28 protein-coding genes and 1 pseudogene are annotated in these 26,941 nt (G+C 59.3%); 10 read left to right on the top strand and 19 right to left on the bottom strand.

All coding sequences use genetic code 11. The features are described 5' to 3' along the window. Positions 1-59: 59 nt before the first annotated feature. Positions 60-338 (bottom strand): peptidase dimerization domain-containing protein, encoded by a 279-nt coding sequence (locus tag EOA78_RS11585; protein ID WP_091599544.1) that lies wholly within the window; start codon positions 336-338, stop codon positions 60-62. Between the two features lie 673 nt (positions 339-1,011). On the opposite strand from EOA78_RS11585, the gene EOA78_RS11575 reads away from it, so the two are divergent. Then, positions 1,012-1,239, top strand: coding sequence for a hypothetical protein (locus EOA78_RS11575; RefSeq protein WP_126057642.1), 228 nt, complete (start codon positions 1,012-1,014; stop codon positions 1,237-1,239). 366 nt (positions 1,240-1,605) lie between these two features. Beyond that, entirely contained in the window at positions 1,606-2,172 is a 567-nt protein-coding gene (locus tag EOA78_RS11570) for a sugar O-acetyltransferase (protein ID WP_091599538.1), read from the top strand. Positions 2,173-2,479: 307 nt separating this feature from the next. Here EOA78_RS11570 and EOA78_RS11565 read toward each other — a convergent pair whose 3' ends face one another. The 15 genes from EOA78_RS11565 to EOA78_RS11495 form a co-directional block, all read right to left on the bottom strand. After that, positions 2,480-3,373, bottom strand: a complete 894-nt coding sequence (locus EOA78_RS11565; RefSeq protein WP_091599535.1) for an SIR2 family protein — start codon at positions 3,371-3,373, stop codon at positions 2,480-2,482. Positions 3,374-3,407: 34 nt separating this feature from the next. Beyond that, a complete protein-coding gene (gene nifT / locus EOA78_RS11560; protein WP_024505230.1) occupies positions 3,408-3,620 on the bottom strand; it encodes a putative nitrogen fixation protein NifT in 213 nt (70 codons plus the stop codon). After that, complete coding sequence (locus EOA78_RS11555) at positions 3,617-3,937, bottom strand: nitrogen fixation protein NifZ (RefSeq protein ID WP_029356589.1); 321 nt, start codon at positions 3,935-3,937, stop codon at positions 3,617-3,619. The genes nifT and EOA78_RS11555 overlap by 4 nt, the downstream gene beginning before the upstream one ends. Before the next feature lie 85 nt (positions 3,938-4,022). Continuing rightward, positions 4,023-4,217, bottom strand: coding sequence for a 4Fe-4S dicluster domain-containing protein (locus EOA78_RS11550; RefSeq protein WP_091599532.1), 195 nt, complete (start codon positions 4,215-4,217; stop codon positions 4,023-4,025). A gap of 29 nt (positions 4,218-4,246) precedes the next feature. Next, positions 4,247-5,728, bottom strand: coding sequence for a nitrogenase cofactor biosynthesis protein NifB (gene nifB / locus EOA78_RS11545; RefSeq protein ID WP_091599529.1), 1,482 nt, complete (start codon positions 5,726-5,728; stop codon positions 4,247-4,249). 273 nt (positions 5,729-6,001) lie between these two features. Further along, positions 6,002-6,115 carry a helix-turn-helix domain-containing protein gene (locus EOA78_RS37930; RefSeq protein WP_329608782.1) on the bottom strand — a complete coding sequence of 38 codons (114 nt, stop codon included), beginning with the start codon at positions 6,113-6,115 and terminating at the stop codon, positions 6,002-6,004. An 889-nt stretch (positions 6,116-7,004) separates the two neighbouring features. Continuing rightward, positions 7,005-7,529 (bottom strand): alpha/beta fold hydrolase, encoded by a 525-nt coding sequence (locus EOA78_RS11535; protein ID WP_245460551.1) that lies wholly within the window; start codon positions 7,527-7,529, stop codon positions 7,005-7,007. 265 nt (positions 7,530-7,794) lie between these two features. Next, a complete protein-coding gene (locus tag EOA78_RS11530) occupies positions 7,795-8,094 on the bottom strand; it encodes a ferredoxin family protein (protein ID WP_091599526.1) in 300 nt (99 codons plus the stop codon). A gap of 12 nt (positions 8,095-8,106) precedes the next feature. Then, the gene (locus EOA78_RS11525; RefSeq protein ID WP_091599523.1) at positions 8,107-9,411 is read right to left on the bottom strand and encodes an FAD-binding protein; all 1,305 of its coding nucleotides are present in this window, start codon (positions 9,409-9,411) and stop codon (positions 8,107-8,109) included. A gap of 10 nt (positions 9,412-9,421) precedes the next feature. Then, positions 9,422-10,531 (bottom strand): electron transfer flavoprotein subunit alpha/FixB family protein, encoded by a 1,110-nt coding sequence (locus EOA78_RS11520; protein ID WP_091599520.1) that lies wholly within the window; start codon positions 10,529-10,531, stop codon positions 9,422-9,424. A gap of 16 nt (positions 10,532-10,547) precedes the next feature. Then, complete coding sequence (locus tag EOA78_RS11515) at positions 10,548-11,399, bottom strand: electron transfer flavoprotein subunit beta/FixA family protein (RefSeq protein WP_091599518.1); 852 nt, start codon at positions 11,397-11,399, stop codon at positions 10,548-10,550. A 188-nt stretch (positions 11,400-11,587) separates the two neighbouring features. Beyond that, positions 11,588-11,965: a nitrogenase stabilizing/protective protein NifW gene (gene nifW, locus EOA78_RS11510; protein WP_091599514.1), complete on the bottom strand. Its 378-nt coding sequence runs from the start codon at positions 11,963-11,965 to the stop codon at positions 11,588-11,590. A gap of 187 nt (positions 11,966-12,152) precedes the next feature. Then, positions 12,153-13,367 (bottom strand): cysteine desulfurase NifS, encoded by a 1,215-nt coding sequence (nifS, locus tag EOA78_RS11505; protein WP_091599511.1) that lies wholly within the window; start codon positions 13,365-13,367, stop codon positions 12,153-12,155. Positions 13,368-13,379: 12 nt separating this feature from the next. Next, the gene (locus tag EOA78_RS11500) at positions 13,380-13,697 is read right to left on the bottom strand and encodes a hypothetical protein (protein ID WP_127284186.1); all 318 of its coding nucleotides are present in this window, start codon (positions 13,695-13,697) and stop codon (positions 13,380-13,382) included. A gap of 17 nt (positions 13,698-13,714) precedes the next feature. After that, entirely contained in the window at positions 13,715-14,035 is a 321-nt protein-coding gene (locus EOA78_RS11495; protein WP_091599508.1) for an iron-sulfur cluster assembly accessory protein, read from the bottom strand. A gap of 592 nt (positions 14,036-14,627) precedes the next feature. On the opposite strand from EOA78_RS11495, the gene EOA78_RS11490 reads away from it, so the two are divergent. Beyond that, positions 14,628-15,686: a ChuX/HutX family heme-like substrate-binding protein gene (locus EOA78_RS11490; protein ID WP_091599505.1), complete on the top strand. Its 1,059-nt coding sequence runs from the start codon at positions 14,628-14,630 to the stop codon at positions 15,684-15,686. 249 nt (positions 15,687-15,935) lie between these two features. Here EOA78_RS11490 and EOA78_RS11485 read toward each other — a convergent pair whose 3' ends face one another. Continuing rightward, complete coding sequence (locus EOA78_RS11485) at positions 15,936-17,168, bottom strand: MFS transporter (RefSeq protein WP_091599502.1); 1,233 nt, start codon at positions 17,166-17,168, stop codon at positions 15,936-15,938. A 657-nt stretch (positions 17,169-17,825) separates the two neighbouring features. On the opposite strand from EOA78_RS11485, the gene EOA78_RS11480 reads away from it, so the two are divergent. The 7 genes and pseudogenes from EOA78_RS11480 (at position 17,826) to EOA78_RS11455 (ending at position 24,269) form a co-directional block, all read left to right on the top strand. Further along, on the top strand, positions 17,826-18,140 hold the full coding sequence (locus EOA78_RS11480; protein WP_091599500.1) for a hypothetical protein: 315 nt from the start codon (positions 17,826-17,828) through the stop codon (positions 18,138-18,140). Positions 18,141-18,657: 517 nt separating this feature from the next. Next, entirely contained in the window at positions 18,658-19,836 is a 1,179-nt protein-coding gene (locus EOA78_RS11475; protein ID WP_164746650.1) for a cytochrome P450, read from the top strand. Between the two features lie 29 nt (positions 19,837-19,865). Further along, positions 19,866-19,988, top strand: a pseudogene (locus EOA78_RS37020) (ferredoxin); the annotation flags it as partial. A gap of 138 nt (positions 19,989-20,126) precedes the next feature. Next, entirely contained in the window at positions 20,127-20,714 is a 588-nt protein-coding gene (locus EOA78_RS11470; RefSeq protein ID WP_236378846.1) for a nuclear transport factor 2 family protein, read from the top strand. Between the two features lie 148 nt (positions 20,715-20,862). Next, a complete protein-coding gene (locus tag EOA78_RS11465) occupies positions 20,863-22,464 on the top strand; it encodes an SDR family oxidoreductase (protein ID WP_091599495.1) in 1,602 nt (533 codons plus the stop codon). Positions 22,465-22,602: 138 nt separating this feature from the next. Continuing rightward, entirely contained in the window at positions 22,603-23,655 is a 1,053-nt protein-coding gene (locus EOA78_RS11460; RefSeq protein WP_091599492.1) for an LLM class flavin-dependent oxidoreductase, read from the top strand. A 14-nt stretch (positions 23,656-23,669) separates the two neighbouring features. Further along, positions 23,670-24,269: a nitrogen fixation protein NifQ gene (locus EOA78_RS11455; protein ID WP_127315236.1), complete on the top strand. Its 600-nt coding sequence runs from the start codon at positions 23,670-23,672 to the stop codon at positions 24,267-24,269. Here EOA78_RS11455 and rpoN read toward each other — a convergent pair. After that, a complete protein-coding gene (gene rpoN, locus EOA78_RS11450; RefSeq protein WP_063169381.1) occupies positions 24,266-25,699 on the bottom strand; it encodes an RNA polymerase factor sigma-54 in 1,434 nt (477 codons plus the stop codon). The genes EOA78_RS11455 and rpoN overlap by 4 nt on opposite strands. Before the next feature lie 68 nt (positions 25,700-25,767). Continuing rightward, positions 25,768-26,301: a peroxiredoxin gene (locus EOA78_RS11445; RefSeq protein ID WP_063169380.1), complete on the bottom strand. Its 534-nt coding sequence runs from the start codon at positions 26,299-26,301 to the stop codon at positions 25,768-25,770. Between the last annotated feature and the right edge of the window lie 640 nt (positions 26,302-26,941).

Raw genomic sequence — 26,941 nt, 5'->3', positions numbered from 1 at the left:
TGGCTGATGATCTCGGTTGTCACTTTCCTTTGTTCCACTACGGCTTTTCGACATTTTGGTCAGATAATCCCCACGCGCGAGAAGCGCGCGGTCTCGGCCTGAGTGATCTCGGGCGGGCGAGTGGCGCCCGACGCTTCCGACTCCGCGGCAGCGATCCGCTCGATCGCCTTCTTCACCTTTGCACGAACATTCTCGTCGAACGTCCGTACACTGACCTTGAGGAGGGTCTCATCCGGGATTACGTCGTACTTTGTCCCCGCATTGATCGCGCCCACCTTTACAATCATCGCGGCTGTCCTGAGGGAGAGAAGAGTAATGATGCGCAGAACGTTTCTCATGGCGGGCGTGTCCCTGTCTGCCGTAGCGGTCGGCAAGTCCTTAGCCGCGTCGGTATTCCTCGACTACACACAGGAGCAACTGGATACGGCGTATGACCAGTCATTCTGGGCGCCGCGGATGGCGGAACTGGAGGAAGGCGATGGCATCGCCAGCGCCGAGGTCCGGCGCGCGATGCCGCCGCGTCCGGCAAAATACGGTCCAGATGCCAGAGATCTCATCGATGTGTTCGCGCCTGGGATGCCAAGGCCGCCCCGGTCCTGGTCTTCATCCATGGCGGTGCCTGGACCCGAAACACTCGCGAGGATGCATCCTATCCGGCCCCGACCTTCGTTTCGCGCGGGGCGGCCTATGCCGCGCCTGACTTCGGCAGTGTGAAAACGCTGACGCTGCGACAGATGGTCGAGAATTGCAGGCGGGCGGTGGAGTGGACGATGAAGAATGCCGCCAGTTTCGGCGGCGACCCGAACCGGGTGTATGTGGCGGGTCATTCTTCCGGCGCGCATCTGGCGGCCTGCGTCCTCATCACCGACTGGACGGAGCGCAGCCTACCGGCGGATGCCCTCAAGGGCGGCTTGCTGATGAGCGGCATGTATGATCTCTATCCGGTGATGCTTTCCTCGCGCAGCAGCTACCTGCATCTGACGGAGGGGGGAAGAGGCGGAATTCAGCCCGATGCGCCATCTCGACCGGATCACCTGCCCGATTGCCGTCGTGTCAGCCGACCAGGACAGTCCGGAGTTCAAGCGCCAGTCCGATGTGTTCGGTGAAGCGCTGCGCGGCATGGGGAGATTGGCCAGTCGAACGATAGCCTTCAACGCCAACCACTTCCAGGAACCCGAGCATCTGAAAGACCCCGACACTGAAGTCAGCCAGGCGGCGTTCAAGCTGATGGGGATCTGACACGGATGTGTTGCAAACTCTTCAGCTAATGGGATTGTTAGTTTCGTACAAAACGATGCACTTTCTCAATCTTAGAGGGTGTTTGGGAATTAAGTATTTCGGCGTTCGAGCGCGTTGCGCCGCGCTCATGGCACCCGTTGAGATGGGCATGAAAGTGAGTTCGACCGCTGGACAGTTGCCGACTTCGTCAGGTATTGGCCCTGCGACCGGTTGATCTGCGATATTTCCAAAATTCGCAGAAGTTGGTCGAGACGAAACTGTCGCCCCGGCTTGACCACGCGCCCGGCAGACCGAGTTACAAAGTTGCCGAGGCAGTTTGATGTGCGTTCCTGCATCACTGCACGGGACACGACCTGACGGGAGACTATGATGCGTAGCCAGAAAGAAAAGATGCTCGCAGGCGAGTTTTACAATGCGGCGGATCCGGAGATCCAAGCTGACCTGTTGGCCACCGGGGCTTGGCTCAAGCGGTACAATGATACGCTGGGGCAGACCACGGAGCATTGGCATGAGCTTTTGTCCGAGCGGCTGGGAGAGGTTGGGCGCGGAACGGTCATCCGTCCGCCCTTTTTTTGCGACTACGGATTCAATATCCGCATTGGCGCCAATGCCTACATCAACTTCAACTGCGTTATTCTTGACGTGGTAGAGGTCAAAATCGGGCAAGGAACGGCAATTGGGCCTGCCGTGCAGATTTATACCGCCGATCATCCACATGATGCCGAGCAGCGACAGGCCGGCCTGCAGGTCGGGCGTCCTGTTCGCATTGGCAGCCGTGTCTGGATCGGCGGTGGAGCAATCATTCTGCCTGGCGTCACGATTGGCGATAATGCGGTCGTAGGCGCTGGCAGCGTGGTCACACGCGATGTTCCCGCCGGGGCAAAGGTAGTGGGAATTCCTGCTCGCGTCGCCAACCCACATAAACAGGCATAATCAACCTCCTTGACCCTGGAGGTGCATGCGAACTGTCGAAACTGTGCCAAATTTCTGCCGAAGCCATTGAGCGCTGCATATCTTGTCGCGGTTCGGCTCGGGCGCTTCAGTTCTTTTGCCACGGGTGTCACAAAATCATGTGCGTAATGCCGCCGCAACGTGCTCACGTCCCGCAGCAGCGGGCCCTTTCACATGGCCCAACGAATTCAGAGCCTCCGTTGTGCTGCCAGTAGCATTACTGCTCAGATGTATTCCCAACTGAGTTTTCGCCCTTGGAGGCAAGCGACTCACCAGCAATCGCCGGCCATTAATCCTGGCTAGCATCGACCCCGACGAGGCGAGCCGCGGCGTTGCCGATCGGCATGTCGATGACCGTGATTGCGCCTTCGGCAAGGAAACGACGTTCGTTTCTGGTCAGCGTAGCCGAATCGATCACCGCAAAATGTGGGCCAGTGGAGCGCTTCATCATCTGTCTGGCATATGTGCGCAGCATCTGATCGTTGAAGCGACAGCCAACGAAGAAAAAGCCCCGGTTGACGCGCCGTTGCTTCACCACGTCCGGGATCGGCGTCTGGATATCAATTTCGGTTAGGACTTCGACGTAATCGGAATCAGCCACGAGGAAGTTTGCGGCCGGCCTGACGCTGCCGTGCGGCGCATAGAGCACCGTCCTTGCCACTTGTTCGGCGTCGAGTTCTGTTCCTGACAAATCGTAAGTTCTCGTCCAGATGTTACCAATTCCGGTCGCTCGCGTGGTTCCTTGTATCTCGACAACGTCTGTTTGGCCGGCCTCTGCAAGGGCTGCCCGCATGGCGCCATCGTACCAGCTGTCGATGATGACAGACAGTTGAAGGGTTGCGAGCCAGGCGTGAAGAACGGTCGGCTCGGCGGGGGCTGCGAATATCTCCGCCATCCACGCTTGAAGAGTCCGACGATGTCGGCGCTGCTCGATAAACTGCGCGACCGACCACATATTGGTGCGAATCCTGGAAGGGGCAGGCGCCCGCTTGTTGAGCGCCGCGGCGACATCTTCAGGGGTGCAAGGTGCAGGTGATTCCGGCGTGTTAAGCTGCAGAAGACCAGGACCGAGATAGGGGATCACTCGATCGGCCTTGAGAGCGCCCTTCAGCAGGTCAATCAGCTTTTTGGCAAAACTGCCCCGGACGACGACGAGATGGTCCCAGCTCAGCATCGTGTTCATACGCGTTTCCTCTCCGCCACTGAACCCACCGGCATCAGGCCCCGTCGGAAATCTTCATCGCCTCGACGGTGATCGGCAAACGCGTATCGCGCGGAAGGTCGGGCAGCATGAGCCGCCAACCGTTCCTGAGCGTCACGGTCCCGCCCCATAAGTCTGCGTTCTCAATCTCGGTGATCGGCTCTTCGAGATCCTTCTTGGGGACATAAGCCGACAAGCCAGTAGCGGTCCTGCGAATCATTACTTTCATCCGGCTGTTCCTCCGTTGGAAATGCCTTCAGCTCCGCAGGGAACCTCGACTTTGTCGAGGCTAATGAGTTCGCGCGCTCGCATGCCGACGACCGTGCCACGATCGATCCATTCGACCGCATAGATGAAGAATTGCTGGAGAAAGGTTCCAATGTCGCGCACGTAGCCTTCGTCGCCCTTCCGCACGAGGTTTTCGCCGATCTCCTTGCCGGGATAGGTGCCGTCGTTTTTTATGTGGCGTGTTGCACGGACCCGCTCACCCTGCATGAACCGTGGCGGTCTGCCGATTTCGACCTCCTGTTCGCGTCTGGACCACATGCTGTCCATTCCTTTCTCGAGGCTTTTGGTGTGGTCGCGGGTTGCAGGCGTCCTCGCGCGGCGAACCCGACCGTTTCGGTAGGAATCAAGCGGGAACGCAGGTTTTCGGTACCGGACAGACCGACACGCATTGCTGCTTATCGAAGGCCTCCTTGCATTCGGTGCACTTGATTGGATCGATCACATAGGCGTCGCCCTTGAACTTGATCGCTTCCGAGGGACATTCGAACTCGCAGGCCCCGCATTGGGTACATTGGGATGCGATGATCTTGAAAGCCATTCTAACTCCTGGTTATCGGACGAGACCGCTCAGGCCGTCGCCGCTAGTGGTCTGATCCCAAACTCTGCCGCGTAAAGTGCGCTGACTGCGGTCTCGATGTAGTCATGGCCATAGGCGTCGGTTACGCGCAGTCCAGCTCGCGAGAGTTGTTCCTTCGGGCGATTTCCGATCTTGGCGCATAGCACTATGTGTATGCCTTCCAGCGCAGCGAAGACGCCCTCGAGGGTGGCGTCTTCGCCCCCGCCTCCGAGGCAATACCGCTCGACCTTCCGATGCCCGACCAAGCTGATCCCTCTAGGCGAGACTTCATAAACCTGGAATTCCTTCGCGTGGCCGAAGTGTTCGTTGACGCGTCCACCTCCCTTTGTGGCCACCGCAACCAGAAGCGACTTTTCGGAGTCTGTTGCCTTGACCATACCGATGGCCTCGCTCCTCGCCGCCTCATGATCACGGCGCTCGTGTGCGACCACCTGCCGATAGGCCTGACGCTTGCCAGCATCGTAGGTGACATCGTCGGGAATCCCATCCAGCGTGAATTCCTGGCCACGATCTTCACCGAGCAGGCCGACAGCATCTGCCCGGCACTGCCGGCAGTGGCGCATCAACTTGGCGCCACCTTCAAGTCGATCCTGAAGAGCCATCATCTCCATTGCCGTTGGGCCGCGCTGCCCGATGAGTCCGTAGTGGGTGCCGTGCGCCGGGTCCGAAATCAGAGGCATCACGTTGTGCAGGAACGCGCCCCGCTCCTTGACCATTTTGTTCACCTCAAACAGGTGCTGGTCGTTCACTCCAGGAATCATCACCGAGTTGATTTTGGTGAGGATGCCGCGCGCGCTCAGCATCTCCAGGCCCAGCATCTGCCGCGCGTGCAAGATTCGAGCGGCTTCGATGCCGAAGTAGCGGCGATTTTCATAAAAAATCCAAGGATAGATCTTTGCGCCGACTTCCGGGTCGACCATGTTGATGGTGATCGTCACGTGATCAACATTCATTTCGGCAAGCTCAGCTACATGGTCCGGCAGCACGAGCCCGTTGGTGGAGACGCACAGCTTTATGTCGGGGATTTCCCTGATGACGCGGTCGAACGTTGCCTTCGTTTTCTCCCAGTCGTAACAGGCATCCCCCGGCCCAGCGATGCCAAGAACCGAAAGCTGCGGAACTTCGTTGGCAACCGCGATGACCTTGCGTAGCGCTTGGTCGGGCGTCAGCTTCTCAGACACAACACCAGGCCGGCTCTCGTTGGCGCAATCGTATTTGCGATTGCAGTAGTTGCACTGGACATTGCAAGCCGGCGCGACCGCCACATGCATACGCGCGAAATAGTGATGCGCTTCCTCCGAAAAGCAGGGGTGATCCTTGATCTTGTCCCAAATAGCCGGATCCACATCGCCCGGGCTGGTCGGCGACGAACCGTAGGAGGACGGTGCGCAGCCACCGGATTTCGCGGCTGCCAGAAAACCCTCGGATGTCGTGCTGGTCGGCCCCTCAATCGAAACTGTCGGTGAGGACATCAAACGGCTCCGTTGCTGGTAACGTCGCGGTTCAAGGTGCAAGAGCCATACCAACTTAAAAAAGCGGCTTCAGTTCACTATTTGGGTCGATGTCGGATTGTGTGAGGCCGGCGCGACACAATTTTGTCCTGCTTGCGACAGTGCAAGTCCAAATCCGTTCAGAAGCACAAAGCACTCCTTGTCGCGCAGAGGGCGCGCAAGACCACTGGCCTGACGATTGGCTCATCAGGCTCTTAGAATTTCCTTCACCTCGAGACTATGCCGGCGTATCGCCTAGCCGACTTGTCGCGGCGTGAGGCGGAGAATTCGAGCCGCATTAGCCTGAACCCAGCCGGCCTTCTCCATTGTGTCGATCAGCCGGTCACGCTCCGTCCGTCGCGGTCCCAGCGCCGGTCCGGCCGTATCGTTAGAATCGCAACCGGCTATCTCGTGTTCAGGGGCGCCGATGCGCCTAACCGGCTTCGTGCTGGGCCGTGAGAGCTCGTCGATGCCATTGCCACGTTCCGAAAGATTGGTTCCTTCCAGAGGAGAACGCGCAAGTGTGGCTGTTCTTTACACGCAGTTCTCCAGCTCGCGGACGTTGCCGGGGAAATAGCATTGCGAGATCAGCTCAACTGCCGACGGCGTAAAGCCATGGTTCTCCATATTTCAAGGGTAAGCGCTGTGTCCTTCCAGGAGTGCCCGCGATCTGTGGGCCTGCCGATTCTGAGGTGGATCGGAGATCGGCTTGTGTCTGAACTTGAACTTTACGATTGACCCTGAGCGGCAGCCTCGGCGTTTCAAGGTGATCAACGGCGCTGTTAGTCGGCAGGCATTGGTCGATGGACGACAAGGGACGGAGTCATCGCCGAGACCCTGGGGCCGAACGTGGTGATCTCGGAGGTTGCCCGGCGCTACGGGCTGCGGCCGCGGCGGAACGCTCGCAAGCTTGCGACGTCGGCAGGACAGGCCACTCCCGCCTTTGTTCCGGTGGTGGTTTCGGTGGCGCCACCGGAACGACCCGTTGGGCCTACATCCGTGCACCAGAACTCAAGGCCGCGGCCTGAGAATCGGCCGCCCGCTCACCCTTTACTTGGTTCCTCAGCCGACAGCGCTAAGAAGGAGAGCAACTTCCGTCGGTGCGAGGATCATTGCGTCGTGGCCAGTGGCGAGTTCCTGCCACGCCCAGCCATCCTGCTTCGCGACCCATTCTCGCGCTCCCGCCGTCGGCGGGTGGAGCGGATTAGTGCAGACGACATAGGTTCGGGGCCTGCCGTTGCCGAGCGGGGGCTCGAGCTTAAGTCTGCTTTCGTAGGTGCTTGCCGCATGCGGTGTTATCCGGCGCCGCACCCAGTCCGTGAGCGAGTGTCCCTTGGGAATGCCGAATGCTGTTGGCGGCGGAGTCGGCATGAAGATACCCCGTCCTTCCTCCGCAACCAATTTTCGACGGGCGGCGACGATGTCGGGGGGCATGGTGCTGAATACACTTTGACCGCTCTCGACGATGGCGCCGTCGAGCGAGATAAACGAGATGGCTGATATGGTCGGGTATCCGGTCGGCGGCGCCGGTGATGCTGATGCCGCCTAGACTGTGACCGACAAGGATCACATCGCTCAGCTCTTCCGTTACAATGTGGTTGACGATGTCGGTCACGAATGTGTCGGGCGTGATGTCCTTGCACAGCAAATGTGCGCGTTCGCCGACACCTGTCTGGGTCGGCGTGGCCACGTGGCATCCCATCTTGCGAAGATTGGCGGCGACGTCCCGCCAACACCATCCGCCATGCCAGGCACCATGCACTAGCACATACGTCTTTGTCATGGATTGTGCCGTTCCATTTGCTCACCGGCCGTTGTGGCTGCCATCCGGCACGATGGCCGAACGTTGTCCCAAAGGGGCTCGACCACGTTACCGGTGGTAAGTCCGGCGCACAGGCCGCCGCCGTGGCCTGAGGACACCCCTACCAGTCGAGGAAATTTGAATTGCGAACGCCCAATATTCACTAGCTCTTTGCAAGTGGATGGAGAGGCTCATGGTGTGCCGCAGTTGCTCGCTGCCGGCATGCTCTTGGCACGGTCCCGGCTGATCATCCGAACTTGAACAGGACACCAAAGCCGCCGCGCGGATAGTTCCACTCGATGTCGCCGCCTTTCTCGCACAATATCCGGCAGGTGCCGCATTCCATGCAGCCGTCGGCGGTGATCTCGACTTGGCCCCTGTCATTCAACTCATAGCATTTCGCTGGACAGACGTAGGTCAACGCAAGCAAGTTCGCGCTTGGCTTCTCGTGCGGTCGCACTATGATATGGGGGCGGCCGGAATCGACCAGGTAGCGGTTCTGGTAAAGCTTGTCCTCGACACGAACCTTCGTCACTGCGATCGTCATCTTGTACCCTCTTCAGCGCCATGCCAATGCCAGCCGGACCGCGTCGCTGACCAACCCCCAGCGCGAGCGCGCGTTGATGAAGGCGGCCGTGGTGGCCCTTTCCTTCTCGATCTTCGGCGTGCCGTCGACACGCATGAAGTTCTGAGCGGCATACGACATCAACCGCGGATAGCTGGTAAAAAAGTTGCTGGAATTGGTGTGGAGTAAGGCTGGCATGTCCTTGTATTTCTTAAGATCCTTGATCACAAAGGATTCATCCAGCATCGTCTTGTAGAGCGCAAGGTTCCCTTTGGTCATAGGACCGTTGCGGCTTTTGACTTTGATGATCGCCTCAGCCGCGACACGACCCGAGGTCATGGCAAGGTTCGAACCCTCACGGTGAATGGCATTGTTCAGTTGCGCTGCGTCGCCGACGATGACCCAACCGTCGCCGAAGAGCTGCGGAATGGCCCTGTAACCACCTTCGGGGATAAGATGGGCGGCATATTCTTTCACCTCCGAGCCAGCGATCAGCGGCCGGATCGAAGGATGGTTTTTCATCGCGTCTAGGAGGGCGGACGGGCTCTCCAACATCGCGGCGAAATCCGAGACCAGGCAGCCGATGCCGAGTGAAATCGACTCCTTGTTGGTGTAAAGGAAGCCGAGCCCGGCCATGTCGCGAGAGATCGTGCCCACGGCCTCGATTACGCAGCCTTCATCGCCCTTGACACCGAACCGCTGGTCAATGACCTCTTCGGGCAAGAAATGCATTTCCTTGACGGCAAGCGCCACGGTCTCCGGCTTCGGCATCTCGCGCAGGCCTGCGCGAGTGCCAAGCAATCCCGACACCCCTTCTGCGAGAACGACCACATTCGCGAAGACCACTCCGCCAGCCCGGTCTGTGCGGACGCCGATCACCTTGCCATTGCCATCACGGACGAGTTCCGTCGCGGTCGTCTCACACAGGACCGTCGCGCCAGCCTCGCGCACCTTGCGGGAAAACCATTTGTCGAACTGGGCGCGGATGATCGTGTAGCGGTTGGGTTTCGCCTCATTGAAGTCGTCCGACCGGTAATGAATTCCGGTGTGAGATGTGTTGTCCATCACCCAAAGTCGCTGTTCGACCAGGTGCCGCTCGAGGGGCGCATCATCCCGGAAGTCCGGGATGATCTTCTCCAGCATGTTCGCGTACATTATGGCGCCCTGGACGTTCTTAGAGCCCGGATATTCCCCGCGCTCCAACTGCAGTACCTTCAGCCCCTGGCTTGCCAAAGTGTAAGCAGCTGCGTTTCCGGACATGCCGGCTCCGACCACAATGGCATCGAATTGTTCAATCATGTCCTCTCCCTCAACTCGCAAGCTTGTCTCGACTGTGCGGCGACAGCCGCCGGGTGAAGGCTTCCGTGAGTGCGGGCAGGAAGCGGATTGCATCCGTGACGATCCCGAGGTGGGCGAACTCGAAAATCGGCGCGTTCGGATCGGTGTTGATCGCGACGATGAGATCGGCCCCCTCGACCCCAACTCGGTGCTGGATGGCGCCGGAAATTCCGGCCGCGATGTAAAGCTTCGGTCGAATGGTCTTGCCAGTTTGGCCAATCTGGCGATCAGCCGGCATCCAGCCCTTCTGGACCAAGGGGCGCGAACAGCCATGCTCGGCGCCGATCGCTCGGGCAAGATTCTTCACAAGCTGAAGGTTCTCCGCCGCACCGAGACCGAGGCCTCCCGCAACCACGACATCCGCATAGGCAAGATTTGCCATTGCCGACTGGTTATCCGGTAGGAAGCCGAGGACTTTGGTGACGATATCGTCCTCAACGAGCGACAGCTTGTGCCGCATGACACGCCCGACCGGCTTATCCACCCGTTGCGGCATAGGCATGACCCTTGGTCGCACCGTCGCCATTTGCGGCCGGTAATTTAGTGTATAGATCGTACACAACAACGAGCCACCAAAAGTCGGACGGGTCGCGGCGAGTGAACCGTCGGAATCTACATCAAGTTCGGTGCAGTCGGCCGTGAGCCCCGTCTGCAGGGTCGTCGCTACCGAGCCCGCAAGATCCCTGCCCAGTGTGGTCGCGCCGAGAAGGAGGATTTCGGGTTTATGGGTATTGACCAGATCCGTGAGCGCCTTGGCGAACGGCTCGTTGCGGTAGTCGGCGAGCGGCGGCGCATCGACGATGTAGACAAGATCCGCCCCGTAAGCGAAGGCCTCGGCAACAGCGTCCTCGACCATCTCGCCCGGCGGTCCCAGCACGACGCCCGCGAGCTGGACTTCAAGCTTGTCGGCTAATTTGCGGCCTTCACCCAGCAGTTCGAATGATACAGGATGCACATTGCCGCGTTCGAGCTCGAGGAAGACCCACACGTGCCGGTAGTCTTTGAAACGGTCGGGAAGTTCTTTCTTTACACCGGCACGGCCGGGGGCAAGGCGAGGGGTAGCTTGGCTTGCGGTCGACATTTTCTGCTCCTGGCCGTCACGTGCCGCTGTTGAAGGCCAACTCATGTTCCAGCGCCGGCCGGCGGGTTAAGATATCGGCGATGAGTTCATCGGCGATGTCCTGCAAGCCCTTTTCCGCGGTGTCGATCTGCGCCGCGCTTTCTGCCCGTGCGGTGGGGGCGAAAACACGCTTGACGACTGTCGGCGAGCCACGCAGACCGCACCGGGTGAGATCGTCAATGCCGGCGTCGGCTGCAGTCCACTTCACGACTTGGCTGCGCGCCGCGCAAAGAGCCTGCTGGAGCGAGCCCCGGCGGATTTCGTTGGTGTCTTCCAGCATGGTAATGAGGCAGGGGAGTCTGCTCTTCAGCAACTGGGTGCCGCCTTCGGCGCGACGCGCGACTTCGATCTCGCGCGTTTTGAGATCGATGGAGGCAATCTTCGCGACGTAGGTAAGTTGCGATAGATTCAGGCGCTTGGCTATGCCTGGTCCGACCTGGGCGGTATCGCCGTCAATCGTCTGCTTGCCGGTGAAGACGATGTCTGGCCTGCCGAAAGTCTCCCCAATTTTTGCGATTGCTTGCGAAAGAGCAAAGGAGGTCGCCAGCGTATCGGATCCGGCAAAATAGCGGTCCGTCAAGAGAACTGCTCGGTCAGCACCGTAACCGAGCGCCTTTCGCAGCGAGTCCTCCGCCATGGGCGGACCCATTGTGAGCACAGTAACCTCGCCACCATGAACGTCGCGCAGTTTGAGCGCTTCTTCGAGGGCGAACAGGTCGTAAGGATTGATGATGGTCGGCACACCCTGACGCATGATCGTGTTCGTCACCGGGTGGACGCGGATCTGGGCCGAATCCGGCACCTGCTTGATGCAGATTACGATGTGCATTGGCGATTTCTCTAAGCTCCCAGTCCGGATGCGTGCTTGGCGGTTCACCTCATTGCCTGCATCGTTCATGCCAAGTCTTCTTCCTGCCTCTATTCCAGAAGGTGGCTTCGTTTGCGTCCGAGGAGGCGTCATGAGGACTGGATTTGTCGACTTCCCGACATTGTCGCGTCGCAGCCGTGTCGGGCTCATTACTTTCCGAACCGCTTCAGTGCAGAGTCGAGCGGGACGAAGGCGCGGCCAGGTGCGGGACATATGTTTGGATCGTGGTCCCTTAGCACCTTGAACACACGTTGCGTGAGCGGCGAGGAAGTCGCGAAATCTTCGTAGGCGCGTTCCAGCTTGGCGCGCACCCGCGCGGCGATTACCTGGTCAGGCAGACCGGAGAAATCTTCTTCGGCAAGGTATTGGCCCACGCGCTTCATGATATGGAGCCGCGAGACATTCATCACTTTCGGGTCGTAGGAGACGCCAAGGCAGGCGAAGAAGTCCTCCGCAGCCGACAGGCCCTTCAGTCGCGCCAGGATATCGGTGGGATCAATCGGGCGGCTGTCAGCGGAGCAGTTCATTGTATTCTCCCGGCGCGAAATTGTGGTGTCGATGCGTTGGTGACATTGCTGACGGCGTGCCGACCTCTGGCACGGCGGCTGGGGCAAGAGACTTGGCGATCTCAAGCTTTTCTGAAGTGGTGAAGGCGACCCCGGGTTGCCTGCTCTCCATTGCGTAGGGTCGTCACGTTGAGGAAGTCCTCACGGCTCATGAGTGGGCGTCGGCTATTGTGCCGCTCGGGCCCGGGCCGGAATGAAGGTGTTCTGCACCTCGCCCGCACAGTCCAGCACTGGGAACGGCACGTAGTTTCTCGATGATCGCAGGCAGGACCTCAAGCACGCGGTCTACGTCATCTTCGCCGTTGTCACGCGACAAGGAGAAGCGGACTGCCCCACATGCCGCGTTCATAGCGATCAGAACATGGCTCGGTTCCATTGAGCCAGAGGCACAGGCGGACCCGGCGGAACAGGCGATTCCCAGCCGGCTGAGGACAATTGGGATTGCATCGCCTTCGATACCTTCGAATCCAATGTTTGCAGTGTTTGGCAATCGCTCCTGCGGATCGCCGTTGATGGATGCGTTTGGGATGCGCTGGATGATCCCGTTCTCAAGGCGGTCGCGCAACCATTTTATTCGTGTTGTCTCGTCCATGAATTTCAAGGCGAGTTCGGCCGCCATGCCCAGTCCGACTATGCCGGGTGTGTTTTCAGTGCCTGCACGCCGGTCGCGCTCTTGGTGGCCACCCTTGATCAGGGAGGAGAAGCGCACGCCACGTCTTACATAAAGCGCGCCTATCCCCTTTGGACCATGCAGCTTGTGGGCGGAGAGCGACAGCATGTCGATCGCGGTCGATTTCAGCTCAATCGGAAACCTTCCGACCGCCTGCACTGCATCAGTGTGGAAAAGCGCGCCGACTTCCCTGGCTAGGTCGGCAAGCTCAACCACGGGAAAGATCGTACCGGTCTCACTGTTCGCCCACATTATCGAGACGATTGCCACTTGTGGGGTGAGGGCGGTTCTGTAGGCGTCCAGGTCGAGCCGGCCGTGGTGATCGACTGGGATAATGTGCACCTTGACGCCGCGCGTCTTTTCAAGGTGCGCGCACAACTTCAGAACGGCCGGATGTTCAACCGCGGAAGTCACTATTTCCGTTCGACCGGGCATTACCTCGAGCGCCGAAAGGATGGCTGTACTGTCGCTTTCAGTCCCGCCCGAGGTGAAGATGATCTCGTCCTCGAATCCCGCGCCGATGAGGGCTTGCAACTGCCGCCTCGCCTTTCTCACGGCTTCAGCAACCGATGCGCCATAGGCGTGCATGGACGAAGGATTGCCAAATTGCTCCGTAAAGAAAGGCAACATCGCTCCAAGGACTGCAGGATCAACCCGCGTCGTTGCGTTGTTGTCGAGATAGACAGGTCTCATGGGAGTGATCCTTCAACTGCTGAAATGATTCAAGGGTAGGCGGGCCATTGAACCTCTGGCGCATATCGTATCTGGTGAGGTGGGCGGCCGGGCGAGCGATGGCTTGGCTGACCGGTCGCTGCCGACATTGCCATTTGGTGGCGGCATCCGCCGGGAATTCAGCTGTTTCGGGCAATGTTGTTTGCTTGCCCACGGCAACGATCGATGATCGCGATTTGGCACATCACCGAACGCAATTGTTCCGGGCCGACAGTGCGTGTCGGCTGGTTCCAGAGCGCCGGGGGTTACCGGTTTGACGCAGTATTCCTTGGCGTCGCTATAGTCGAACATAGCCTGTTCCCCTGCAATCATTTGCAGGACTTGCCGCAGCTGCACTTCTCCTGCGCATTGGGGTTATCGAAAACAAAGCCGGATGTTTCGAGCCCTGTGACGAAGTCGACGGTCATGCCGGCGGCATGGGGTTGGGAGCCTCTATCCATGAACACCTTGAGCCCATCTCGCTCGATGATCGTATCGCCCTCATGTGAGACGCTCTCCAGGCCCATTGAGTATTGGAAGCCGGCGCAGCCGCCGGCATGGACCATGATGCGAAATCCTTCCGCCGGCTCGCTGGCGCGGTAAAGAGCGGCCTTGATGGCGGCAACAGCGTTGTCGGTGAGCGTAATCATGGCTCGATTTCTCCTCGGTCCGTGACGTTTTCGCGGATCATCTCGCATGAACCGTGCCAAAGGGAAGACGTGTGTAAAAACGGTAGGACATCCCGACGTCTCTATGCTCGATTGCTGGGGAGACGTCCGACAACCGACACTTACTGTCGGGTTTGTCGCGTCCGCGTCACAGGAGGGGCGCCTGAGTTCGCGATGCACTCACGCGTAAAGCAATGAACAGAGCCAAAGATGTTCAGAGCTTGCCGCGGAGCAACTGGCACGACTTTTGAGAGCCTTCGTTGCGGCGGCAAAATTGCCGGCCGATTCACCTTTGGGTTGCCCTCGCAATCGAAGAACGAAGGAAGCAATATGTCGCTCCTCCCTCAGACCCGCCTTGTGTGGGAAAGCAGCACCGCCGGTGGAACTCGAATGCTCGATCGGCCGATTGGCGCCGACCACCCAACAATCGCTCTCTACCGGCGATTGGCCGCTGACCGCCCGGAGACAGGATTCGACTGGCGTGTGCCTGACGATCAATCGCGTCCGCCGTGCACACCCCTGAGGCCCTTTTTTCGACCGATCGTCAAAAGAAGAACGGGGCGGGGTTAAAAACATGGATCAGCGCAAGAAGCGGTCGCCCAACGAAATCCGGCGTGCGTGGGAAGTCTGTCCGAGCATTCCCGCGCGTGATTTCGCCGCCCAATTGGGCATTTCGGAAGCGGAACTGGTCGCGGCCCATTGCGGTTTCGGCGCGGCACGCATCGACCCGCGCGTCAATCACCTGCTGACGGGCCTCGAATTCGTGGGCGAAGTGACGGCGCTGACCCGCAATCAAGGTGCCGTGCACGAAAAGATTGGCGTCTTCAACAAAGTGATAACCGGCAACAATCACGCCATGGTCCTTGGTGACGAATTCGACCTTCGCGTCTTCCCGCAGGCTTGGAGGTATGGTTTCGCTGTTGAAAGGCGCCATCGCGGCGGAATCCAGCGCAGTTTGCAATTCTTCGACGCCGCCGGCGCAGCAGTGCATAAGGTGCATCTCAGGCCGGTCTCCAACCTTCATGCCTATCGAAAGCTGGTGGCCGAGCTCGTATCCGCCAACCAGGAGCCGACCATGTCGCTTAAGGCGAGAGTAGCCGACCTGGGCGCGAGGACTGCGGACCGGGCCGGCACGGTGGACGACCTACGCGAGCACTGGAGCCGGCTGACTGACGTCAACCTTCTGAAGACGCTCAAGCTCAGCCGCTGCCAGGCTTTGCGCATGGTAGGCCAGGATTACGCTTGGCTGCTCGACAATGCTGCAGTTGGCGCCGTGCTCCAGCGTGCGGCCGAAGACGAATTGCCGATCATGTGCTTCGTCGGCAACCGAGGCTCTATCCAGACCCATTCCGGCTTAATCAAGTCGGTCAAGCAGATCGGGCCGTGCATCTATGTGCTGGACGAAACCTTCCGGCTGCATCTCAGGAGCCACCAAATCCGTGAGGTTTGGGCCGTGCGCAAGCCGACCAATGACAGTCACGTCACCTCGCTCGAAGCATATGGGTCCGACGGCAAGATGATCATCCAGTTGTTCGGTGCGCGCAAGGAAGGCGAACGCGAGCGCGACGACTGGCGGGTTCTGGCGGAAAACCTGCCGCGTTTCCCCGACAGCTACATGAGAACAGCTACATGAGAAAGACCGATCGTTGTCGGTGGGACGCCGGCGCCCATCTGCCTCCGCAGCGAGTAGCCGGGCATTGAAGCCGAGATCGGGAACACGATGACGCAATAAGCGCGCTGTATTGTCATAACGCGATGAGCAGGTAGCAATTTGGCGCTGCCCCATCGAAGGCATGGTTACGACGAAGCCGCGGCCTTTGGCCGAGCTCAGAGGTGACAATAGCGTTAACGCCACCGACCGTCGTCACTCCCCACCAGGCGGTCAGCTGTTGCGGTTCGGGCCGAGCAGAAATACTGTCAAGACAGCGAGGAACGTGGCAACCGCGCTGTAGAGAAAGACACTGGCAATGCCCGTGTGATCCACCAATAGGCCACCGAAAGTTGTGCCGGCTGCGATCGCCACTTGGAAGGCTATGACCATCAGTACACCAGCGCTCTCGGCCTGTTTCGGAGCGGCGCGCAGCACCATCCAGGTCTGCAATCCGACCGGGACCGCGCCAAAAGCAAAGCCCCATACGGCAACTGCAATTGCCGAGGTCAAGGCCGATGCTCCCATAGTCAGGAGCGAGACAGCGGCTACGGCAATGAGCAGGGGCGGCAGGGCCGCGACTGCCTTGAGACTGTGTTTGGTGAGGAATGCGCCCGCTAAATTGCCGAAGACGCCGGCCGTGCCAGAAGCAAGGAACACGAGCGGGATCGACTTCTTGTCGAGCGGAGGAACGCTCTCGAGAAAGTCGCGGATGTAGGCGAAGCTGGCAAAATGGCCGGAAGCGACCAATAGCACGACTAGGACCGCAACCTTCATCGTCGGATTCTTCGCGACATCCAGCGGACTGCGGAATCTGCGCACTTCGATCGGAGGCAGTGGCGGAATGGTTACGAGTTGCACGAGCAGCGCAACGGCACTCACGATTGCGGCGACCTTGAACGAGGCTCGCCATCCCCAAATGTCACCGACATAAGCGCCGATTGGAGCCGCGCAGACGGAGGCGACAGAAACGCCGGTGAGGATGATCGACATGGCGCGCGGCATGAGGTGACTTGGAACCAGCCGCATTGCCAACGCTGCCGAAATTGACCAAAAACCACCGAGCGATATGCCGAGGACGACGCGTGCCGCCAGCAACACCGGCAGCGACCCCGCAACCTCCGCCAGAACGTTCGACAGGATCAGCAGCAGCGTCATCGCCCAGATGACGACCCTGCGGTCCAGACGCTTTGTCACGATGGCCATTGTCGGTGCCGAGATCGCCGCGACGATTGCGGTCGCTGTTAGCGCCTGTCCAGCCGTGCCCGTGCTGATACCGAGATCATGCGCGAGCGGTGTCAGAACGCTGGCGGGCAGAAACTCTGCCGTCACAAGCCCGAAGGTGCCGAAGGAAAGCGAAATGATCGCACCCCATGCGGGGCCAGACCGTTGATAGGGACTTTCTGGGTCAAGCCGATCTCGGTCGAACAGAGCCGCGTCCACTAAATCTGTCGCCGATTCGGTCATGAATGAGTTCTCCAGCTAGGAGCTGTTGCAGCAGGGGTGGCTATATCGCCGGGGATCAAAGCCGCTAGACCTTCCGGCGGCGGCCAGTCGGCCTCAGTCGAGGCCTCGGCGCCCACGCATCCGAGGCCTCATCGGAGGGCCGACGGACACAACCGTCGACAATGCGGGAGAGTTCTCGGCGCGGTCGCATCGATCGCATCCGTCGAAGTGCGGCCTGTTCACTGCGAACCAAGCAAGCCGAACGCGGTGTCCTCGATCGAGGCCTTGATGGGGGGATGATCGACGATCTCTATATTGCTTTGAAGCAGGAAGTTCCGTCGCCATATGCGGTTATCCTGGCAGCCAGAATTGAGCGGTCGTCGCAAGCACCAAGGCGGTCGCAATGAGTGCAACGAGGCGGAAGTCTGATCGATGGCTGCGGTTCGATGGCCGCGCGATCGACAGAATTGAGGTGATGAGTTATCCCTTTTGAAGCCGTTGCTCCCAATTCTGGGATAAGGTAATTGCAGGCGGTCCCAGCAACGTCGGGCGGCCTTTTTGGTGATTGAATTCATGGGACGACACTCTCGGTCCGTGACGCGTCTGCGAATGACTGCGCAAGTACCGTGCCATCAACGACAAATCTGGCTCTGCTGAGCGGGTGGTGGAGGCACGAGCGTGGGCTATCCCAAGAGCTTGCCGCAAGGTTGTTCGAAGTTGAGGTGCCGGATAGGCCGCAAATATGTCGGGCGGCCTGGGGTTCGCCAACACGAAGATGCGCAAGTTCAAAAGGACGAGCTGAACCCTTGCCGATATCCGTCCGAGGCTGATCTGGAGAAGGTCAAGAACTGCGTCTTGAAGGCTTTCCGCCGCACCGGCAAATGCGAAGCCAAGGTGCTGGGCAAGATGGACAGGGCCACACAACCCCTCGACTGGACGCTCATTAACGGCATCGGTGTGGCTCTGGTAGCTGGCGAGAAAACGCCGTGCTGAAAGACGAAAGCTCGTGTGGCCGGCTCTGAAGGAGGGCCAATGAGGCAGGCGAGGAGAGGCTATAGCCCATTCTTGTAGACTGACCTTGTCCCACGGAGGCGGCTAACCACCCCGCCAGACATCATCGAGGGGAGCGCCACTAGGCTCACGAACAAGTGTTGGTCATTTCCACCTGGGTGACCTCGGCCAAGTCACCAAACCGCTTAGCGCAACCTTTCGAACTGGATGCTCCCCGGGCACATGATCGGCTAGCGATCCCACCAATTGAGTTGCTCCAAGTCGGTGTCTAGCTTTCTACATTCTGTGTCCGACGCTGGACAAGAATGTTGCAATCCCGACCAGTAAGTCAGCACAGGCGCCACCTGTTGCCCAGCAAACGGCAAGGATTATCGAAAGACGAATTCGGCACGGAGCTTGCACCAACGATTGCATGCAAATGCCGACAGCATCTCATGAACGGTCTCTCGATTCTGGCGCGGTTAAATCGCGGCCGGTTCCAGATCATGTCCCGCCCGAAATGGTGAGGGACTTCAGCCTGTTTACGTCGCCCGGCATGTTGCCGACGGCCAACGGGGATCCGCATGCAGCGGTTGCTTGCGTTCATGCCGGGCCTCCGATCTTTTATTCAACCAGCAACACGCGCGACGGTCGGGGTACCTGGGTCATCACTCGCGCGAGCGACCAGCGCCGGGTGCTGCAGGACACCGAAACGTTTTCCAGCCATCGCAGCATCTTCGCCTCTGTGCTCGGCGAGAGCTGGCCGATGATCCCGCTTGAGCTCGATCCGCCATTCCACGGTGTTTTTCGCTCACTGCTCAATCCGCTGCTTTCGCCAAAGCGGGTAATGGCATTGGAGCCGGCTGTCCGGGAACGAGCGATCAAGCTGATCGACAGGATCGCCGCATCAGGCACGAGCTGCGACATCATGAAGGATTTTGCAGTTCCGTTCGCGGTCAATATCTTCCTTCGCTTTATTGGGCTTTCGGACGACGGACTAGAAACATTTGTCGGCTGGGCTAGAGATCTGCTCCACGGCGATAAGGAGCAACGACCACCCGCAGCCCGGACGATCGTGGCCTTCATCGACGAACTTGCCACCGAGCGCCGCAAGGAGCCGGTCGATGATTTCATGACCTTCATCGTGAAGGCAAAGGTCGAGGGCCGTCTGCTCAGTGACGAAGAAGTCCGTGGCATCGGCGTGCTTGTGTTCGTCGCGGGGCTCGACACGGTCTCAGCAGCCATATGCTTCGACTTGGCCCATCTCGCGCGCAACCCCAAAGATCAGGAATTGCTACGAAGCGAACCGGACCGGATTGCCGTCGCCGCGGAAGAATTGCTGCGCGCCTATTCGACCATTCAGATGATCCGAGTGGCAACGAAGGATGTCGACTTCAAAGGCGCGCCGATCCGCAAGGGAGACTATGTTTCCTGTGCCACGATGATTGCCAATCGTGACCCGGCGGAATTCGAATACCCGAATGAGATCGATCTGGCGCGCGAGGACAACCGGCACGCTGCCTTTGGCTATGGTCCCCATCGTTGTCTTGGCTCACACCTTGCCCGGCGGGAGATTGTCATTGGCCTGGAGGAGTGGCTGGCGCGCATCCCAGCCTTTCGGATCAAGACAGGGACTGAACCCATCACCTTCGGCGGCCATGTGTTCGGGATCGAGAATCTGATCCTGGACTGGTCCTGAAGTTTCCGCCAACGACATTGGAGTTCGCTATGCGTGTCATCGTACACAAAGCCAGATGCCAGGGTCATGCGCGCTGCTTGGCGCGGGCGCCGAGAGTCTTCAAGCTTGATGACGACGGCTACATCTTGCCCGGTGATATTGATGTTGCCGATGGGGAGCAACTGCTTGCCTCACAAGGGGTAAGAGCCTGCCCCGAACAAGCTCTGGAAGTTGACGAGCCCCCCGCTAACTCAATTGTAGAGAGAGACACACGCAAAGTGCAGACTGGCGTCGGGAAGGACAAAACAATCATACAATTCGCGACAGAACCTGTCGACCACGCGAAAATTACCGAACTGCGTGACCGAGAGGCGATCCGCAACTGCCTGTATCGGTACTGCCGCGGGATAGACCGCGCCGATGAGGCGGCGCTGCGTAGCGCATACTGGCCCGAAGCGTATGACAGGCACGGTCCCTATTGCGGACCGGCAGAGGACTTCATCCAATTTGCTCTCGGTCTGCCGGGGCAGCGTAACATCCATCAAATCACGAACAGCCTGATCGACTTCATCAGTTCAGCAGAGGCCGCGGTCGAGAGCTATTTCACCGCGCTGCAACGCGGACCGGATACAGACCAAGAAATACGTCAGACGCTGCTTTGCGGCCGTTACTGCGATCTGTTTCAGAAGAGGCAGGACGAGTGGCGAATTGCGGAACGGACAGTCGTCTACGATTGGGTTGAGGAGCAAATCCCGCCAGCGATTCTTGAGGCAGATAGGTTCGGCCGGCGACAGCCGATTGGAGCACCACATCCAGACGATCCCATCTACCAGCTGCTCAAGCGTCACATCCCCACCGACCAAGATGGCGTCGAGGGTCCCCAACTGGGAGCTGCATAAGTGGGTAGAAATGGAGGATGAGCGCCTTGCGGGATTGAGATCTGTGTGGGGCCGCAACTGGCGGTCACTGCAACGATTTGGCTCGACCCTTCATTCCGCCCAAGGTCGATGGGCTGAGATCACAAGCGGTCATCGTGGAGAAGCTCTCGTGAAACTGGCAGCACGCACCGTAATCATCACAGGCGCCGCGGGCGGGATCGGCCGTGCCCTGGTCGATATCCTTGCCGCGGACGGAGACACTGTAGTTGCGGTGGACCTTCCGGGCAGTGGTGTGGTTGAACTGGCTCGGGATCTCGGGTCGCCGCACGTCGGTCTGGAGTGCGATGTGTCGCGAGAGAAGGACATGCTCTCACTTTTCGGCCAGGTCGAAGCACGGTTCGCGCAAATCGATGTCCTCATCAACAATGCGGCGGTTGGACCCACGATGGATAGGATCATCGACACCGCTGTCGATACCTTCCGACGCGGCGTGACAGTGAACCTTATTGGGCCATTCGTTATGGCCCGGGAAGCGGCGCGGCGCATGAGGCCGGGCGGTGCGATCGTCAATGTGGCTTCGATGGCGGGCGTGGTCGGCAATCCCAGGCGCAACGCCTACGCAGCCTCGAAAGCTGGCGTGATCTCGTTGACAAAGTCCCTTGCGTGCGAGTGGGCTATGCGAGGAATCCGCGTCACGGCGGTGGCGCCGGGCTCCGTCCGCACCCCAATGGTCACAGAACTGGCACGCGCCGGCAAAATGGACCTCGCGGCGATACGCCGCCGCGTGCCGATGGGGCGCTTGGCTCGCCCCGACGAGATCGCCAGGGTCGTGCGTTTTCTGAGCAGCACGCAGGCGCGCTACATCACCGGCTCGGTGCTGGCAGTCGACGGAGGCTGGATGTCATTCAACCAGCCGGGGGATGCTCACCCGCCGGTGGATAGTGCGCTCCAAGCCGAGCTCTCCTGTCCGGCCGAATGCACAGATGCGCGAATCGTGCTCGTCACCGGTGGCGCAAAAAGCATTGGCGCGGCCGTCGCTCGCCGCTTTGCCGCGAACGGCGACACCGTCGTGATTGCTGATAAAGATGGCACTGCAGCGGCAGAGCTGGCTACATCGCTCCCCGGCAAGCATCTGGCGAAATCGCTGGACGTGGCCGTCGAGAGCGATGTGGTGTCGATGTTCGAAGAGCTGAGGCGACGCTTCGGGTATATCGATGTTCTGGTCAATAGTGCTGATACCGCCGACAGGATTGTGCCTGCGATCGAGCAACTGTCGAAACAGCTCGAACACGTCCTGGATGTCAACCTTACCGGCGCCTTCACCTGCGCGCGCGAAGCGATCAAGGCTATGCGCCCGGGCGGCGTGATCCTCAATCTCGGGTCGATCGACAGCTTTCTGCCGTTCGCGCCGCGCCATGCCTACGGCGCCTCCAAGGCGGGGATGGATATGCTGACCCGTTGCATGGCGGCCGAACTCGGCCCGGTCGGAATTCGGACAGCCACCGTCGCTCCTGGCCACATCCGCACGCCCGCACTTGCTCAGTTGGCCAAAGCCGGCCGCATCGACCTGGCAGCAATCGGACGACGCATCCCCATGGGCAGGATGGGACGGCCAGAAGACGTCGCAGATGCATCGTTCTTCCTTGCTTCGTCTGACGCCTCATACATCAACGGCTCGATCCTCTACGTGGACGGCGGCTGGACCTCGTTCGGTGATGCGGGAAACGCCAGCGAACTCTATGACGAATGTTTTGCGGAGGCCGCAGGTTAATTGCCAGGCATTCGCAGGGCGACCGGCCGAGCATTATGAAGCCTCGGCTCCACGACGCACCCGAGGTGCTTGAGATCCAAGCATGCGCATGCCGAGCACATTCCCGGTCGGCTGACGTGTCTATAACGAGGAGAAATCATGGAATTTGCCACTTTCATTCTGGCCGCCCAGCGTGGCTATCACCAATCCTCAGAAAGCGTCATCCGCAACTCCATCGAACAGGCCGTCGCTTCGGAGCAGGCTGGGTTCAACACCGCGTGGTTTGCTGAGCACCACTTCAACAATTACAGCCTCATACCATCCCCGCTGATGATGGTGGCGCACTGCGCCGGCTTGACAAGCACGATTCGCCTGGGCACTGCCGTCTGCGTGCTGCCGCTTTACCAACCGCAGCGCCTGCTGTCCGAGATCGGCTTCGCCGACATCGTTGCGAACGGCCGTCTCGAGCTCGGCGTAGGCTTGGGATACCAGCAGTTCGAGTTCGAACGGTTCGGCGTGGACATCGATGAGGCGCCGGCCGTCTTTTCGGAATACCTGGACATCATTCTCAAGGGCCTCAACCAAAACGTCTTCGAACACGACGGCCAGTATGAGAAGATCCCCCCAACAGCGATTTCGGTCCGCACAGTCCAGCAGCCGACGCCGCCTATCTGGATCGCTGGCGGAGCCGCACGGATGGCTCGGGCCTACCGCGAGGGGCACAATTTTTTTGTCACAGCCTTCCACGACGGCTTAGAGACTTTGACCACACTGCGTGAATCAGTCGAGAGGGCGGCGGCATCCGAGGAAAAGAACGTCACCGACGTCAAGATATCGCTGCTGCGCTGCTGCTATGCCAGCCACGACGAGTTGGAGATCAACAGCTATCTCGACAATGCCCGCTTCCAGCGCCGGCTTTCTGAAGCCCTGCATCAGCGCCGCCAACAGAGCCACGATGGCTACCTGCTGCAGGAGACACCGACCCAGCAGGATCTGTCCTTCGAGACCATGCGCAAAAATTTGCCGATTGGCAGCGTAAATCGCGTGATTGATCGCCTGCTGGAAGAGATCGATGTCTTGAAACCGGACCAGATCGCAGTTCAGACTCAATTGGGCGACTTCGACCAAAAGACGATGCTGCGCCAGATCGAGCTCTGGGGCGACAAGATCATCCCTGCGGTCAACAAGGCGCTTTGTCATGCCGGAAGCTGAAGCCGGCCGTTACGATGATGGCTGCCTATCCACGCGCGCAATGGCGTGGGTCCGAGCTAGGGAGGAGCTTCGATCAGCATGTGCTGCCCTGCGTGCTTTCGCGTTCGCTTGAGGAGGTCCAGGCGGGCGAGGTGTTGGCGACGGAGGGGACAGGCCTTTCGTCTGTCGAATTGCGTGATGTCTTGGCCGCAACTTTCCCGTCTACCTCCAGCAGCGTATTCGCTTTGGAGGAGTTGAGCGAGCCCGAGCCGGAACTGGAAGAGGAGCTGCTGCGCCGGCTGCTGCTAGCGCATGCTGCGCCGGGCGACCCGGCGAGCGCCCGCTTGGCCAAGATCATCGCCCGGCGTGCGATGCGCACGGACCATCTTTGGCGGGATCTTGGCCTCTCAAATCGCGCTGAGCTCAGCCGCCTGCTTGCCAGACATTTTCCCGCGCTGGCGGCAGGCAACACAGAAAACATGAAATGGAAAAAGTACTTTTACCGCAAGCTGTGTGAGGCCGAAGGCTTTTCGTCATGCACAGCACCCAGTTGCGGGGAATGCCATGACTTCGAAAGCTGCTTCGGCCCGGAGGAAGTTGAGAGTCGCCTCTCGCCGACCACGAATGTCGGTTAGTCACTTCGCTTGATCGCAGCTGCGGACAAACGCTTATCGCGGCGCCGTCGTATGGAGGAAGGGATGTTCATCGCCTCGCGATATTTGGTGACGGTACGGCGAGCGACATCGATGCCGGTCTCCTTGAGTTGAGCAACGATGTCTTCGTCGGAATGTACCTTGTCGAGCGATTCTTCGGCTATGATTGCCTTGATCCGATGGCAGACAGCTTTGGCGGAGTGCGCATCGCCGCCCTCGCAGGATGCGATTGGCGCAGCGAAAAAATACTTCAGCTCGAACACCCCGCGCGGAGTCAACATGTACCTGTTCGAAGTCACCCGGCTTACCGTCGACTCGTGCATGCCGATCTCGTCAGCGACATTTTTGAGACAGAGAGGCCGCAGATGGGCGGCGCCGTGTGTAAAAAAGGCATCCTGCTGGCGCACGATTTCGGTCGCAACCTTAAGGATCGTCTTAGCGCGCTGCTTGAGACTGCTGATCAGCCAGTTCCCTTTTTCCTGGCAATTGTCGAGAAACGCTTTGCCTTCCGGATTTTGCTTGGTCAGCTGCGAGATTTCGGCGACATAGGTGTGGTTGATCAACACTTTGGGCAGCGTGGCCGGATCAAGCTCCACCCGCCATCCACCTTCGGACTTGGGCATTACCCAGACGTCCGGTACGATGGTTTCCGGCGTCCCGGACTGGAACCGGTCTCCAGGCTTGGGATCGAGCGCGCGGATTTCGTTCCTCATGTCGAGGAGATCCTCCTCGTCGACTCCGCAACGCTGCTTCAATCCCTGAAAATCCCCCCGTGCAAGCATCTCGAGATTGGCGACCAAAGCTGCCATAGCCGGGTCGAACCGGTCTTGCTGGCGCAGCTGAATCTCCAGGCATTCGCTGAGAGTTCGCGCAAAAATGCCCGGCGGATCAAATTGCTGCAAGATTCCGATGACCCGTTCCACATCAGCTTGCCGAACGTTTAACGTCCTGGCCAGATCGAAAAGGTTTACCTGAAGATAGCCAGTGTCCTCCAGATGAGCGGCGAGCTGTCCGGCAATCAGCCGCTCCTGGGGGGTGAACGGGTTGAGGGCGACCTGGCGGGCGACATGGTCGTGCAATGTTTCGGTGTGGGCGGTAAACTCCTCGACGGCAGGTCGATCGTTGCCGCTACTGCGTTGCGACTTCCATTGCCCGCGCCCGCCAGACGGCCCGCCAATGGGCGATTCGCCGATTTCGCTTCTGCTTTGACTGCTCCGCTGATCCACCCCTGGCAGCGGCGAATCGTCGTCAAACGGGTCAGGCTTCAAAACGGGGTTCTTCTCGAGTGCCTGCTGCACGAGCTGATGGAGTTCAGTATGCGTCAATCGCAGCAAGCGAATAGCTTCAATGGCTTGAGGCGATAAGACCATACGTTGCTTCTGGCGTTGAAGCAGGCTTGCTGAGAGATGCATGTTGAACCGTGATCTGCCGAGGAGGCTCTAGTGTGTGCTTGGGTTGTGTGAGACTTTCCACTTCTGGGTCATGCCGCCGCCTTCAATTTGTCGAGAACGTTTTGCGGGGATGAAACGCCATAGGGGTCCGTCTCGCAGTTGTCACAGAAGCCTTCCTCCTCGAACCACTGCTCCACCACGCCATCGTCGATCAGAGCGGCGTATCGCCAGGAGCGCATGCCAAAGCCCAGATTGTCCTTCGCGACCAGCATGCCCATTTTGCGCGTGAACTCGCCCGACCCGTCTGGGATCAGCTCGATCTTCTGCAGCCCCAAGGACTTTCCCCACGCATTCATGACGAAAGCATCGTTGACCGAGACGCAGTAGATCGCGTCAATTCGCAGTTCCAGAAATTGATCATAGAGTTTTTCGAAATCGGGCAGTTGGAAGGTCGAGCAGGTCGGGGTGAAGGCGCCAGGCAGCGAGAACAGGATGATGCGCTTGCCCCCGAAATAATCGTCGGAGGTCTTGTTCTCCCACTGATAAGGATTTGGCCCCCCGATCGACTCATCGCGAACACGCGTGCGAAAGGTCACGAGAGGAACGTTCTTTCTATAGGTCATTGATTTGCTTCCAGGCCAAAGTGGTACGGTGCATTTTTCGGTTAAACTGAAGCGGCATCGACTTCGGTCGACAGTTCCGGCAGCCTCGCGCCTTGGCGTGGTTGCCTCGGACCGGTCTTGTGCAAGACCGCCCCCGAGCAGGCACGTTTAACGGCGACGAGCTTCCGCGGAGACGGGGAATTTTGCTCGCGTGCTTTATCGAGCTTTGAGAGGTAGGCATGGTCTGCAACCGTGATTTTGACTGCGTTCTATCGACCGAGTCGCAAGCGCCATGCCAATTGACCCGATGCCTTGGGTTCACTTCGGTTTTTGCAGCAACTTTCGTGTTGTGCAGTAATGCCGGTCGATATTATTGCTCAAGCAGCACTGGAAATTGGGTGCGACTCCGTTCGGCAAACCCGGCCTTTGTCCGAAGCCGGACACGAATGTCGGAAATAGCCAAACGCCAGGATCTGGGGCGGGTTAAGAAACGTTGCCGTGGGCACCGGCTTCAGCACAATTGCGCCACGCGAGCATGGCTCCCAGCGTCAATGCCGTGCAGCAGCGAGACGAAGTCACTGCAGAATATCAACCTCTGCGAAGTCGTTGAAACCCAGCATGTGCGAGCCGTTCGAGGCGCAGATCAAGGCATGCTCGAGGA

Origin of the sequence: Mesorhizobium sp. M5C.F.Cr.IN.023.01.1.1 (assembly GCF_003997585.1) — a bacterium.
Lineage (GTDB): Bacteria > Pseudomonadota > Alphaproteobacteria > Rhizobiales > Rhizobiaceae > Mesorhizobium > Mesorhizobium wenxiniae.
This window is presented reverse-complemented; position numbering and strand designations above follow the sequence as displayed.